The organism is Mariniflexile gromovii (genome assembly GCF_017814435.1).
Taxonomy (GTDB): domain Bacteria; phylum Bacteroidota; class Bacteroidia; order Flavobacteriales; family Flavobacteriaceae; genus Mariniflexile; species Mariniflexile gromovii.
In genome coordinates, this window is the sequence record NZ_JAGJCB010000020.1 from 23,812 (window position 1) to 39,066 (window position 15,255).

Sequence of the window (15,255 nt, forward strand, 5' to 3'; positions counted from 1 at the left end):
AATTAAAGAGGGAAATTTTGATTAACCAATTGTGTTTGCTGGTACGCATGATTGAAATAAGTGTCCGATATGGATAAATTCATTTTATGCAGCAAATCGCTTAATTCAGCTAAAGCATCATCTAAATTTTGTCTGATAACACCATCTGGATCCAATACTAAAAGCGCATCTATATTTAAACTTTTAATTTTAAAATTAGCTTCAGAAATATATTTTTGGCAGTCGGTTGCTTTTCCAGTGACTTCCGAATGGGGTAACCGATCAATATCTTTTTGAATGCGTCTAAGCTGATAGGTTAGCGATTTTGGATATTCGGTGTCCAATAGAATAAGGTTGATAACATTTTCAATGCTTAAATACGAACGGTAACTGTAGCGGTAAATATTTAAACTCTCATGGCTGGTTAATAAAGCTTCCAAAATGTCGTACTGGGGTTGTTCTCTATGGTTTATTACTAAAAGCGAACGGCATTTGGCAATATTCATAGTGGCTTGTTCGGTTTGTAAACCAATAAAATATAAAAGCAAACCTTGATCAACCAGAATACTTTCTTCAATAAGCCCCATAAAAGCGATGAGTCTGGTAATAATTCTGTCCAGAACTTTTATAAGGGCAGGGGTAGATGTTTTATCATCCTCAACTTCAAAACGTTTCCAAATTTTTTGGATGCCATCAAAAACACGCCACATGTCTTTAGACCATAAATTTCGAAGCGAATAATATGAATTATTAAAACTGGAAAGTGTTTGCGCAAAACTTCCCATCCTATCGGCATCCATCATTAAAGACAAAATTTCTTTTAATGGATCTTCTAGAGCTTCTTCGCCTTCTTCACCTATAAAACCAGGAAATGTAGAGGTAATATTTGTAACCGACTGAAATAAATTAAGTAAACTTTCAGATTCCGTTATTTGTTTGTTGTATTGTTCGCTGCTCATCTTGTTGAGTACGGTGCGTAAAAATCGAGCAGTAAGCAAGGCTCTGCCTAAATACCTACCAGACCAATATAAATTTTCGGCGGTATTGCTGGGTAAATCGTTGATGCCTGAAATGGAAATTCTACAACTATCATCCCACGAATAATTTTGAATGTTGGTTTGGTGTTCATCTGTAACGATCCAAAAATCTTTACTAACGCCACCACGTTGGTTTGATACGAATAAATTTTCACGTTCAGGGGCTACTCGTACTAAACCCCCTGGCATTACCGAATAGCCATCTTTATGCGCAATGGAAAATGTTCTGCACATCACTTTACGGGGTTCGAGTTTGCCATTTACAAAATCGGGTGCTGTTGAAAAGGATATTTTTTCTTGAGCTACAAAATTATAGGGGTTGGTTAGAATTTCCTGTTTTAACTCTTCTAACTGATTTGGTTTTAAAAATTCACAGAAAAAGATGCTTTCTCTGTTGGAACGGTCTATGCGTTTTACAACCAAATTGGTTAGGTTGTTTAAAACATAAGTGCGTTCCTTTTTTTGTCCGCACCACCACGAAGCTATTTGTGGTAAAATTAAATCTTCCTTTAAAAAGTATTGGCAAATAGCATTCATAAACGGGATTAACCCCGAGTTTTCTAAAACGCCACTACCAATAGGGTTTACAATAGTTACTTGTTGTTGCCTAACTACATCCAGCAAACCAGCAACTCCTAAATAAGAGTCTTCACGAAGCTCTAAAGGATCCATAAACACATCATCTACACGTCTTAAAATAACATCAACTTGCTTCAGTTCTTTTAAAGATTTCATCCAAACTTTTCCGCTTCGTACCACCAAATCGTTTCCTGTTACTAAGGGATAGCCTAAGAATGACGACATATAGGCATGCTCGAAATAGGTTTCGTTTAACGGACCGGGAGTAAGGATAACAATATTGGGGTTCTCCTTATTTTGTGGCGCTGCTTCGATGAGCATTTGATTGAAATCGAAAAAGAAATGCGAAGGTTGTTTTACATAGATATCTTTGAAAATATCTGGTAATATTCTACTGGTTGAAAACCTGTTTTCCAAAGCATAGCCCATACCTGATGGTGCTTGGGTTCTGTCGTTTACCACCCACATACGGCCATCGGGACCACGTGCTAAATCGGCAGAATATATTAATAGATCCTTTGCTGTTTTATATTGAATTTGGTCGCATTGTCTTAAAAAGCCACGGTGAGCAAAAATAACTTCGGGCGGAATGATGCCATTTTTAATAAGTTCGCGCTCACCATAAACATCTTTTAAAATTAAATTCAATAACTCTGAGCGTTGTTTGATGCCTTTTTCAACTGTTTCCCATTCTTTTTCATGAATAAGAAAAGGCACAATATTTAACTCCCAAGCACGGTGCATGCCTTTGGGGTCGTTATAAACGTTATAGGTAACACCGTTTTCATCCATTAACCAATCCATCTCATTTTGCTTCGAGATTAAGGTATCGGCACCCATTTCGGTAATATTATTGAGTAGTTTGTCCCAATTGGGATTCACGGACATATTGGATTTTAGAACTTCATCATAATTCTTAAAATCGGAAAAATAATTTTTAAAAAGCGTGTTATTATCAATCGGCATCAATCGGTTATTTTTTTCTGAGGTCTAAGGTATAAGGAAATTCGAAATTAATTGGTAATTCTTTATAATTAAATTTTTTGGAAGCTTCAGATTTTTTTAAGTCTCTGTCGGAATTGTTGTCATCTTGCGTAATTTTCTCAACTTCAGTAATATCACCTTGTGTATGCCCTTGTTCCCAAAAACGATTGATACGTCTTGATTCTGCTTCATAACTATTTACAGGATAGGTTTCATACGAACGGCCACCCGGGTGATTCACAAAATAGGTGCAACCACCAATAGAATGTTTATTCCAAGTATCAATAATATCGAAAACCAAAGGCGTATCTACACCAATGGTTGGGTGTAATGATGAATGTGGGTTCCAAGCTTTATAGCGAATTGCAGCAACATATTCACCTTTAACCCCCGTACTATTTAAGTGTACTTTAATACCGTTGCAAGTAAGTACATAACGCTCTTCAATAAAGTGCGACACTTTAACTTGAACACGTTCTACAGAAGAATCTACATATCTGGCAGTTCCGCCTCCAGTCATTTCTTCACCTAAAACGTTCCAAGGTTCTATGGCAGCTCGTAGTTCTAAATGGATATTATTGATTTCAACCATACCATGAAGCGGAAATCTGAATTCAAAAAAAGGATTAAACCAATCTTCTTTAAACGGATATCCAGCTTTATTAAGTTGGTCTACAATATCCTTAATATCTTCTCTTACATAATGTTCCGTTAGGAATTTGTCGTGCAATTCGGTACCCCAACGCACTAAATTGTGTTCATAAGGTGTTTTCCAGAACCAAGCAACCAACGTTCGAACCAATAAATTTTGCATCAAGCTCATGCGTGGATGTGGGGGCATATCAAAAGCACGCAATTCTAAAATACCTAAACGTCCAGAAGATGAATCGGGTGAGTATAATTTATCGATACAGAATTCTGCACGGTGCGTATTTCCTGTTAAATCTGTTAATAAATGGCGGAATAACCTATCGGTTAACCAAAAAGGCACGTCGCCATTTTTAGGTATTTGGCTGAATGCAATTTCCAATTCATATAAATTTTCCATGCGCGCTTCATCTATTCTTGGCGCTTGACTGGTAGCGCCAATAAAAGCACCGGAAAACAAATAGGAAAGTCCTGGGTGGTGTTGCCAAAAAGTTAACAAACTGCGCAATAAACTGGGTTTACGTAGTAACGGACTATCGGCAGGCGAGGTACCGCCTAAAGTAACGTGGTTACCACCACCTGTACCCGTATGCTTACCATCGAGCATAAATTTTTCGGTGCCTAAACGTGCATGTTTAGCATGGTCATATAGTTTGAATGTGGTGTTTGTAAGCTCTGACCAATTTTTAGACGGATGCACATTAATTTCAATAACCCCAGGATCTGGAGTTATTTTTAAAGATTCCAAGCGATTATCTTTAGGAGCGCTATAACCTTCTAAAATTACGGGAATACTTAATAAACTGGAAGTGGCTTCAATGGAAGCAATCAGGTTTAAAAATACTTCGGCTGAATCGGTAGGCGGCAAAAATAAATGAAGTTTTTCATCTCTAATTTCAGCACATAATGCTGTTCTAATAAAATAATCCTCATTTAAATTATCTAATTTATTCTTTAGAAATTTTTCACGTCTAACTAAAACAGAATAGAAATATTGTGGTAATTCTTCTTGTTTTGAAAATTGATCTGGTTCATATATTGGGAAATCTTGTTGCTCAGGCTCTCTTAAAAGCGAACCAAGTGGTAATCTCAAACCTATAGGGGAATTACCAGGTATTAAAAAAATGTGTTTACGCCTAAAAGTCCAATTACAAGTGAACCATTTATTTTTATAATTGTTAATAGGAACTACATACCCCACAGGCTTTGTAGTACCATTTTTTAAAATTTCTTTTAGCTTGTTTTTAACCAGCATATTGCCGTCTTCTTGAGTCGGGTCAATATCTATTGGTAATTTGCCCTCTTCCCAAAGAAAGTAGAAACTATCTTCATATACAGGTTTAATGGTTTTATCTGTAATGCCTAGAAAAGTTGTTAACGTTTCTAAAAATAGCTTATCTGAATCTGGTGCTAATTTTGTGTTTTTGGCAAACAAGCAGAATAAATCCTTATTTCTGTTTCTCCACATGGCTTTACCATCTTTTCGCCAACATAATTCAATATTCCATCTTGGTAAAGGCTCACCAGGATACCATTTTCCTTGTGCTTGGTGAATGATGCCATTTTCGCTAAATTCATCATATAATCTAGCTGCTAGGTTTTTTGCAAGGTCTCGTTTGTGGTCGCCATCGGCTTCTGTGTTCCATTCTTCACTTTCCATATCGTCAATGGAAATAAAGGTAGGTTCGCCCCCCATTGTAAGCCTAACATCGCCTTTTACCAAATCTTTTTCAACTTCATAACCCAGTGCGTTTATGGCATCCCATTGTTCTTCGGTGTAAGGTTTGGTAACTCTGGGCGATTCAAAAATTCGTTTTACTGAATTTTCAAAAAAGAATTCGGTTTCGCAAACATCGCTCATTCCAGATACTGGGGCAGCACTTTCAAAAGACGGTGTACATGCCAATGGAATATGTCCTTCACCAGCCAATAAACCAGAAGTGGCATCAAAACCTATCCAGCCAGCACCTGGGATGTATACTTCTGCCCAAGCATGTAAATCGGTAAAATCTTCTTCAGGGCCTGATGGACCGTCCAGTGATTTTTCATCCGATTTTAACTGTACTAAATAACCTGATACAAAGCGCGCACCAAAACCTAAGTGGCGTAAAGTTTGCACAAATAACCAAGCATAATCACGACAAGAACCGCTTTTTAGTTTTAAGGTTTCTTCACAGTTTTGTACACCCGGATCTAATCGAATATTATATTTAAGATACTCATATATTTTTCTATTGATATCAATCAAAAAATAAATGGTTTTTCTAGGTGTTTTAGCTATGGTTTTTAGGAAGTTTTTTAAAAGTTCTCCATTTTCGGTGACTTCTAGATAGGGAAGAAGTTCTTTTTTTGTGATGGCATCATATTTAAATGGAATTTCTTCGGCATATTCTTCAACAAAAAAATCAAAAGGATTGATGGTTTTTAAATCGGCTATAATCTCAACCTCAATAGATAACTCCTTAGTTTTCTCAGGAAAAATAACTCGGGCTAAATAGTTGCCAAAAGGATCCTGTTGCCAGTTGAAAAATTGATTTTCAGGCTTAATTTTTAAAGAGTACGCTTCTATGGGAGTTCTGCTATGAGGCGCGGGTCGAAGCCTGAAAATATGAGGGGATAATGATACCGAACGATCGTATTTGTAAAGTGTTTTATGTGAAATTACAATTTTTAATGCCATTTAAATAAAGGTGTTAGAAACAATGCAAATTACTGTTTTAATTGAAAAGAAAGTTATTTTATAAACTCTAATTTACAAATAACTGAGCACTAATTATTAAAAAAATAATAACTAAGAGCAATTTTGTAATAATAATAGAATAACAATTTTAAACTATTATAATCACATATTTAATGGTAAAAAAATAAAGTATTATTAATAGTATTACGGTTAAAAAACAGGTTTTTATTCATACATCTTCTATTAGAAACAATGTTTTACCTTATTATATGTATTTTTAATCTTTTAATTTGAAATGGATATTTTATGAAAAAACTCGATTTTTTGTTTTTATTTTTTGTGATCATTTTTTTTATGGCTTCCACACATGGTCAAAAAAAGGATAAATTATTTAAACAAAATGCTCATGTAGAAATGGCTGGAACTGGTTTTCTTTTTACAGAAGGCCCAGCGGTGGCCAAAAATGGTAACGTATATTTTACCGATCAGCCTAATGATAAGATTCATATTTGGGATGAAAAAAAAGGTGTTTCACTTTATTTACAAGGAACAGGACGATCCAATGGTATGTATTTTAATTCAAAAGGACAGCTTGTTGCCTGCGCCGATGAAAATAATCAATTAGTCTATTTTGATGAAAACAAAAAAATGAATGTTATTTTTCAAGACTTTGAAGGTAAGCATTTAAACGCACCAAACGATTTATGGATTGCCCCAAATGAAACTATCTACTTCACCGATCCGTATTACCATAGAACCTACTGGGCCGAAGACCATAAACAAATACAAGACGTACAGGGCGTCTATTCACTAGATTCAGAAGGACATATAAAACTTGTGATTTCTGATTTTGTAAAACCGAACGGTATTATAGGGACACCTGATGGGAAAACACTTTATGTTGCAGATAATGGAGATAATAAAATATGGAAATATGATATAACTGAAGATGGAACTTTAGCTAATAAAACCTTTTTTGCACCACATGGTAGTGATGGAATGACCATTGATGCCAAAGGAAATATTTATCTTACCTCAGGAAAAGTATGGGTATATAACGCTAAAGGAGCCTTAATTAGTGAGATAGAAGTACCCGAAAAACCTTCAAATGTTTGTTTTGCCGGTAAAAAAAGAAACATACTTTTTATCACGGCTCGCAAATCTATATATACATTAAAGATGCAGGTAAAAGGTGTAAACTAAAACCCCTATCTATTGAATCTACCAGAAATATTCCCATCTAAAATCCCCATTACTTCGGGTACTGTTGCGTAGTTAACATCACCTTCATAAGTGTGTTTTAATGCGCATGCAGCACTTGCAAATTCCATGGATTTATAATCGTCAAATTCTTGTAAACCATAAATTAATCCAGCGGCAAAGGCATCACCTGTACCAATTCTATCAATAATGTGAGTAATGTCAAAATCACTGGTTTCCCTAAACTCTTTTCCATTCCACATTCTGGCTCTAATTTTGTGCCACGAGGCGTTTATTGGAGTTCGTATTTTATCGAAAACCTTTTCAATGGAAGGAAATTTAACCATTAACGCTTTACTTGCTTCAATAAAATCATCATTGGAATATTCGTATTTGGTATCTAAAACTTCATTTATTTCATTAATGCCACCAATAAAAATGGTAGAATAGGTAAGTAAATCTATTAAAACATCTTTGGCATTTTCACCATATTTCCATAAACCATTGCGGTAGGTGGGATCGGCACTAACAGTGATTCCATGTTTTTTGGCTATAATAAGACCTGCTTTTAGGGTGTCGTACGCCCCTTTGCTAAGGGCAGGAGTAATGCCTGTCCAATGGATCCATTTCCCTTTTCTTAAAATACCTTCCCAATTTACCATATTTGGTTTAATATCAGAAAACGAAGAATGGGAGCGATTGTAAGAAATAGCACTTGGTCGCATTACAGCCCCAACTTCAAGAAAATAAACACCTAAAGGTTTATCCGAACGTACAATGGCAGAGGTGCTAACTCCAAATTTTTGTATATACTTAATGGCAGTATCACCAACAAAATCATTAGACACACAACTAATGTGCTTTACTTTTTCACCAAAATTAGCAATAGAGATGCCCACATTTACTTCAGTACCACCAAAATAAAATTCCAATAAATTAGCTTGTATAAATTTTTTGTTTCCCTCTGGAGATAAACGCATCAAAACTTCTCCGAATGTAATAATTTGCTTCATACTGAAAGATATACCTTTAATTTTGGTTAATATATTAATTATTTTGTATAAACTCTATTTTCTTGTTCATTAACTCTTATAAATGTGGTTCGCTTTGTTAGTTCTTTTAAACGTTTGGCACCAACATAAGTACAGGTACTTCTTAAACCTCCTAGTATATCTTGCAACGTGTTTTCAACATCACCTCTATAAGGAACTTCTACTGTTTTGCCCTCGCTTGCTCTATAATCGGCAACACCGCCAATATGTTTTTCCATGGCGGTGGTAGAACTCATACCATAAAATTTCCGATACGGTTTTCCTTGTTTTTCAACGTGTTCTCCGCCACTTTCGGTATGGCCAGCAAGCATCCCACCAAGCATTACAAAATCGGCACCAGCACCAAATGCTTTGGCAATATCACCCGGAATGGAGCAACCGCCATCGCTAATTATTTGTCCGCCCAAACCATGAGCAGCATCGGCACATTCTATTATGGCAGAAAGCTGCGGATACCCAACGCCTGTTTTAATGCGTGTGGTACAAACAGAACCAGGGCCAATACCCACTTTAACAATATCGGCACCAGATAATAACAATTCTTCAACCATTTCGCCAGTAACAACATTTCCCGCAATAATTACTTTATCAGGATATAATGTTCTGGTTTCTTTTACAAAATCTGCAAAATGTTCAGAATAGCCATTGGCAACATCAATGCAAATGAATTTTAGATAAGGATTGAATTTGAATACGGACGCTAAATGTTCAGAATCCTTTTTGCTAATTCCGGTACTAACGGCTATATAATTTTCAATACCCTCGGGTAAGTTTGATGCAAATATATTCCAATCGGCAATGGAATAATGTTTATGTATAGCAGTAAAAAGTTGTTTTTTTGATAGTGATTTCGCCATTTCAAACGTGCCAACGGTATCCATATTGGCTGCTATAATAGGGATTCCTGTCCATGAAAACGGACTGTGTAAAAATTTGAAATCGCGTTCTAAACTCACTTCAGATCGACTTTTAAGAGTAGATCGTTTTGGACGAATCATCACATCCTTGAAGCCTAATTTTATATCATATTCTATGCGCATGTATCATTGAGATTATGGTCGTTTTAAAAGTATTTTATAAAGTTAAATAAAACAAAATAATTTATAAAAATTAAAAGCTGTATTACTTTTGTATATTAATATAATTATGGATAAGTTTGTTAAAAGTGCGCTAATTTTATGAAATTTCCTATATCATTTCTTAAATCTATTCGAGTAAAGAAAATATTATCCATTATTATTTTTTCTTCAATAGCTGTTGTTTTATTGTTAGTATACTTTTTTCTGGAGAAAAAAATAAATACAGACATTCTCGTTTTGATTTTATTAGGATTTGTAATTGCTCTAATTTTTGTGTTGCAATATTTTTTTAAAAATCAATTAAGGAATGAGGTTAGAATTTCAAATTTAAATACTAGAATTAAGGAGCTTAAATTTAATCTGGATGATGCCAATAAATTAGCCGATTATAAATCTGTATATATTTCTAATATGAGTTACGAAATACGTACTCCACTTAGTACTATATTGGGTATGCTCAACATGTTGAAACAAACTCATTTAGATGAGGACCAAATAGCACAGGTTGAAATTGCTGAATATTCTTCAAAGCACTTATTGCAGCTTGTAAACATGGTTACAGATAATGAAGATGTGGATAAGGGCAATGTAAGCATTAATTTATTGGCCCTCGATTTAAAATCTGATTTGTCACACCTTTTCAAAGTATTTGAATTTCAGGCTTGGGAAAAAGGCCTGCAATTTGAGTATAAATTTTTAGTAGGTGAGAAAAGTAAATTTTCTCTTTTGGGCGATTCTTTGCGTATTCAACAAGTCCTTATCAATTTAATTAACAACGCTATAAAGTTTACAAACTCCGGAAAAATAACAGTAATTGTAGATCAAACCGTAAGTATAGATGATGATCAAATTGTAACATTCTATATTAAAGACACGGGTATTGGTTTGAATCCTGAAAAAGTAAAGCAATTTTTTGAAGATTCTAAGGCATTTAATACAACAGAAGGAAGAGATTATAGAGGTGGTGGTATTGGGCTTTCCATTTCACATCAACTTGTAAAATTGATGGGAGGTGAATTAAAATTGGAAAGTAAAGAAAACGAAGGTTCTACTTTTTATTTTAGTCTACAACTTAAAAAAACACTGGGCATAAATACTGAAGATGAAATTTTAAAACCTGTGTTATTAAAAAAGTTTAGTGTTTTGGTTGCTGAAGATAACAGAATGAATCAAAAAGTAATTAAATTTTTGTTAGAACAACAAGGTGCGGATTGTACGTTTGCCAAAAATGGTCTAGAAGCGGTTGATTTGTATAAGATTTTAGATTTCGATATGATTTTTATGGATATTTATATGCCAGATATGGATGGTTATGAAGCTACAAAAGCCATAAAAGCAACAGAAAAATATTCAGATTTAAAAACACCAATTATTGCAGTATCTGCAAGTGCTTTTGAAGAAGATATACTAAACGCAAAACTAGCTGGAATAGATGAATTTTTGCCAAAACCTATTGAGGTTGCGCAACTGAAAGAGTTATTAATAAAATACTCAAAATAAGAGCTGGTTTTTTTTTAAATTACTTTACAGCAATCACGCTAATTTCAACGTTTACATTTTTTGGTAAACGTGCCACTTGAACGGTTTCGCGCGCAGGCGCACTAGCTTCATCAAAAAAACTGCCATACACCGCGTTAATTTTTGCAAAATCATCCATATTGCTAATGAATATTGATGATTTTACAACGTGTTCAAATGTCATATTTGCAGCTTCCAAAACAGCTTTTAAGTTATGCATCACTTGTTTTGTTTCAGTTTCAATATCACCTAAAACAAGTGCGTTGGTTTTTGGGTCAATGGCAATTTGCCCAGAAGTGTATAAGGTGTTTCCGCTTAAAATAGCTTGATTATAAGGACCAATAGGAGCAGGTGCATTTGGTGTTGTAATGATTTTTTTCATACGGAGTTGTTTTTAATTTTCAATAGGCAATAGACAATAGACAATAGACAATAAGCTATAGTTGTATATCTGGTTGATTTCGTTTCTCGTACTTTAAATCTTTTAGCATATTCGATTTTATTCCAATAAAGAAATTCCAAGAACTACGATCACTAAAAGGCACCCAACTAAAATTCATGCGCCAGCTCATTAAATCGCGTTCAAAACGTAGTTGGGTATAGGTGAATCCGGCATTTTTTAAATCGTAACCAGAAGAGGCTCCAATAGACCATTTGTCGGATAATTTAATATCGCCCGAAAACATTAGTGAATGCGATGATATTTCGTTCTGTCGGGTTGAATTGGAATAATTTACAGCATATGCAATTCTTAAGTTCCAAGGTATGCTAAAATGATAAAATTCACTGGGTTTTTCTTCTTCATCGGGTTCTTCTTCTCTGTTTTTTTGCTGATTAGCAAAATCTTCTGAAATTCCGAATAAATCATCATCACGTCCGCCACTTCTTAAATTTTCTTCAATACCTCTTTTGTTCTCGTCTTTTTTACCACCTTCTTTACTAGATAAAGACCAGCTTGTAGTTAAGTTGGCACTTGTTAACCTAAAAAGGCTTCCACCGTTATCAATATTGAAAGTGTTAATTCTTCTATTATTATTGTCCAACGCATAGGGGTCTAACGTAGCACCAAAGTTAATGCTCATTTTATTGTCGAAAAGTTGCGTACCCCCACTCATACTAACAGGACTCCATTGTAAAGAGTCGCCCGCAACGTTGTAAGAGGTTGAAAAGTTTAAATTGTTTAATAAGATAATTTTTTTAGATTCGGTAGCCGTAGTATCCCTATCGCGCACTTTAGCTTCAAGATTGTTTGAAAGCGAAAGGCCAATAGAACTTGAGAAATTATTACCAGGTTGTCCAAAAATGCTTTCCTCAAAACGCGTGTATGACACGTCACTTGTAGTTAAACCGTCGGCACTTACAACTTCATAAGTATCATAATATTTATCGAAAGCTGGATTAATATTATAGCTTACCGAGGGTCTCATAACGTGACGAATAGCTTGAATTTTAGGGTCTTTTCCTTCTTTTTCAAAGTTAAACATACCATAAACTGTACTTCCTAAACTGGTACTGAAATTATAGGTTCTAAAGGCATCAAAACCGTTTACATCTTTAGTTACAACCTCTCTTTCAGTGGTGTCGTATGATTTTTCAATGGTTTTAAATGTCCAAACTTCATTAAAATTACTACTAGCACTTAAACTAAAATATTTAAATAATTTAAAATTAGTAGTAAGAGGAATGGAATGTTGAAATCCTGCAACGGCATCATCAAACATTTCTTTTTTGAAGAAAAATTCATCGGTCGTGGTAATTCTATTTTCACCTCGCACACTATATTGAAGGTTGATGTTTTGAATGATTCCTTTTTTTGTACCAGTTTTTGATGCAAACGGATATATTCTACCAATGCTTCCTTGAAACGTAGGAAGCGTCATATTAATCACTTGTGTGTTTGTGTTTTGGGAATGGGTAGCCGTTAAACTAATATTAGGTTGTAATTCACCTTGAAATGTCTTTGAGTAAGAGATGGAAGATGATAACGTGTTATTTAAAAACGCACCCGTATTTAATTGATTTACAGATGTTTGGTAGTACCTACTGCTCCCTAAGTTGACGGAGGCAGAAAAACGGGAATTCGGATTCGCTTTAGTATCTTGACTGTGCGACCAACGAATATTGTAAACGGTAGATTTAGAATAATCAGGAAAACCACGTTCGCTGTTAATTAAGCTTTCATACCTCAAACTTAGATTTCCTCTAAATTTATAACGTTTAGCATAAGTACTTTCACTACTAAACCCATAACTTCCGTTGGTATAGTAATCGCCCAAAAGTGTTAAATCAAAATATTCGCTAAGTGCTAAATAATAACCTCCATTTTGTAAAAAGTAGCCACGGTCGTTTTGTTCACCAAAACTAGGGATGATAATACCAGAGGTTTGTTTGTCGGACTGCGGAAAGAAACTAAATGGCAGCCAAACAGGGGTTGGAATATCATAAATGTACAATCCTGCAGCTCCTGTTACTATTTTTTTTCCGGGTACAATTTTAGCTTTTAATAAGCGGATATAATACTCGGGGTCATCTAAATCTTCGGCAGTTGTATATTTGGCGTTCTTTAAAAAGTAAACAGAATCGTTTTCTTTTTTAGTTAACGATGCAATAACGGTACCATCACCTTGTTCGGTTTTAGAGTTGTAAATAAGTGCTTTTTTTGTTTTTGTGTTAAAAACGATCGAGTCGGGCTCTACCACATTGGCACCTTGTGTAAAAACAGGCTTTTGGGAATAAGTACCAATAGAATCTGTAATACCTTTAGCATACACGGTGTTTTTTGTATAATCTATGGTTATATTACCAGCAGCTATATTCATGTCGCCATAATCTATAGTGGCTTCATTATATAAATACAGTTTATGTTCTTTTTGGTTAAACTTGGTATAATCAGTAGCATGGTATTTTACGGTATGTTCTAAAAGTTCCTTTTTAGGTTTAATGGAATCTTTTAATGTAGAATCTTGTTCTTTTTCAGCAATTTGCGGAACAAGCAAACTATCAACATTATCAACAATGCTGTCTTTTACATTTCTGTCAATAGGAATACCGCCTTTAGGGATGTCTTGTGCAAAGCTTAACATGTTAATAAACATTGTAAAACTTAGTGTAAAAAGTATTTTAAAGTTGTTTGTGTGCAACGCTTTTAAATGTATTTTTGTAAAAGTATGGCTCGATTTTTGAAAAGCCAAAATTACATATATTTTTCTGTGATTAATTTATTATTCAATTAAAATTTTAAATTAAACTTGGTGCTACTTAAATTAAATAATAAACCAAGTTTTTTAATCGTTAAAATGTTTGTGAGCTATTAATTGTCAAAATAAAATATAATGTGATAATTATAGTTAATGTTTATGAGTTACCGATTTATGTCAAAAATGATTTATTCCATGAAAACGCCTAAAATATTACTTTTCGTATTATTTATAATAGTATTAACATTTTCTTCATTTACTAAAGCTGATCAAGAAAAGCCAGAAGCTAAATTTATTGTGGTTTTAGATGCAGGTCATGGAGGTCACGACCACGGTAATAAAGGAAATGGCTATAAGGAAAGTGAAATTTCATTAAATATTGCTTTAGATGTTGGGAAACAATTGGAGGCAAACCCGAATATAAAAGTGGTTTACACTAGAAAGACCGATGTATTTGTAGATTTATTTGAAAGAGGGCAAATAGCCAACAAAGCTAAAGCCGATTTGTTTGTATCCATTCACTGTAATGCGCATAAATCGGATGCACATGGTACGGAAACCTTTGTACTTGGAACCCACAGGAACGAAACCAATTTTGAAGTTGCCAAAAAGGAAAACTCGGTAATTTTTCTTGAAGATGATTATGAAAAGAAATATAAAGGGTTCGACCCCAACTCCCCCGAATCTGTAATGAGCATATTAATAAGTCAAGAAGAATATCTGGACCAAAGCATAATGTTGGCAAGTTTAATTCAAAATAGATTCACAAATAAATTAAAACGAACCAACAGAGGTGTTAAACAAGCAGGATTTATTGTATTGCACCAAACCGTGATGCCTAGTGTATTGGTAGAAGTTGGTTTTTTAACAAATAGGGAAGAAGGTGCGTATTTGAATTCACCAAAAGGACAAAAAGATATGTCCAATTCCATAACCAGTGCTATTTTGGAGTATAAACATACTTTAGATGGCAATGTAAATGATTTTGTTTTTTACGATGATACACCAGATGTAAAAACACCCGAAACTATTGAAGTGCCTAAAATATCGCAAGTAATAAAGTCTGTAGCTAGTTCCATAACATTCAAAGTGCAAATAGCTGCCACCACAAGAGCCATAGAGCCAAAACCCAATAATTTTAAAGGACTTAAAAATATTACCAGAGAAAAAGAAGGAAATCTGTTCAAGTACTTTTATGGCAATACCTCCGATTACAATACCACAAAAATATTAGAGGAAGAAGCCATAAAAACAACTGCCAATTAAAGAGGTTCTTTTTAAATTTATTTTAAATTTGTACTT

At 34.4% G+C, this 15,255-nt stretch carries 9 protein-coding genes; 3 read left to right on the forward strand and 6 right to left on the reverse strand.

The features are described from left to right. Positions 1 to 2: 2 nt before the first annotated feature. Together J8H85_RS15950 and J8H85_RS15955 are read right to left on the reverse strand one after the other, a co-directional pair. Positions 3 to 2,561: a circularly permuted type 2 ATP-grasp protein gene (locus tag J8H85_RS15950; protein ID WP_209656266.1), complete on the reverse strand. Its 2,559-nt coding sequence runs from the start codon at positions 2,559 to 2,561 to the stop codon at positions 3 to 5. A 7-nt stretch (positions 2,562 to 2,568) separates the two neighbouring features. Continuing rightward, entirely contained in the window at positions 2,569 to 5,907 is a 3,339-nt protein-coding gene (locus J8H85_RS15955) for a transglutaminase family protein (RefSeq protein ID WP_209656268.1), read from the reverse strand. Positions 5,908 to 6,213: 306 nt separating this feature from the next. Here J8H85_RS15955 and J8H85_RS15960 point away from each other — a divergent pair, with 306 nt between their 5' ends. Then, the gene (locus J8H85_RS15960) at positions 6,214 to 7,110 is read left to right on the forward strand and encodes an SMP-30/gluconolactonase/LRE family protein (RefSeq protein WP_209656270.1); all 897 of its coding nucleotides are present in this window, start codon (positions 6,214 to 6,216) and stop codon (positions 7,108 to 7,110) included. 5 nt (positions 7,111 to 7,115) lie between these two features. Here the strand turns inward: J8H85_RS15960 and J8H85_RS15965 are convergent, their stop codons facing one another. Then, positions 7,116 to 8,120, reverse strand: coding sequence for a sugar kinase (locus J8H85_RS15965; RefSeq protein WP_209656272.1), 1,005 nt, complete (start codon positions 8,118 to 8,120; stop codon positions 7,116 to 7,118). 38 nt (positions 8,121 to 8,158) lie between these two features. Further along, positions 8,159 to 9,199: a GMP reductase gene (locus J8H85_RS15970; protein WP_209656274.1), complete on the reverse strand. Its 1,041-nt coding sequence runs from the start codon at positions 9,197 to 9,199 to the stop codon at positions 8,159 to 8,161. 138 nt (positions 9,200 to 9,337) lie between these two features. On the opposite strand from J8H85_RS15970, the gene J8H85_RS15975 reads away from it, so the two are divergent. Further along, positions 9,338 to 10,738 carry an ATP-binding protein gene (locus J8H85_RS15975; protein ID WP_209656276.1) on the forward strand — a complete coding sequence of 467 codons (1,401 nt, stop codon included), beginning with the start codon at positions 9,338 to 9,340 and terminating at the stop codon, positions 10,736 to 10,738. 19 nt (positions 10,739 to 10,757) lie between these two features. Here the strand turns inward: J8H85_RS15975 and J8H85_RS15980 are convergent, their stop codons facing one another. Both J8H85_RS15980 and J8H85_RS15985 read right to left on the reverse strand, forming a co-directional pair. Beyond that, a complete protein-coding gene (locus J8H85_RS15980) occupies positions 10,758 to 11,138 on the reverse strand; it encodes a RidA family protein (protein WP_209656277.1) in 381 nt (126 codons plus the stop codon). Between the two features lie 55 nt (positions 11,139 to 11,193). Next, a complete protein-coding gene (locus J8H85_RS15985; protein WP_209656278.1) occupies positions 11,194 to 13,947 on the reverse strand; it encodes a putative LPS assembly protein LptD in 2,754 nt (917 codons plus the stop codon). A 201-nt stretch (positions 13,948 to 14,148) separates the two neighbouring features. Here J8H85_RS15985 and J8H85_RS15990 point away from each other — a divergent pair, with 201 nt between their 5' ends. Further along, positions 14,149 to 15,219 carry an N-acetylmuramoyl-L-alanine amidase family protein gene (locus tag J8H85_RS15990; RefSeq protein WP_209656279.1) on the forward strand — a complete coding sequence of 357 codons (1,071 nt, stop codon included), beginning with the start codon at positions 14,149 to 14,151 and terminating at the stop codon, positions 15,217 to 15,219. Positions 15,220 to 15,255: the final 36 nt, after the last annotated feature.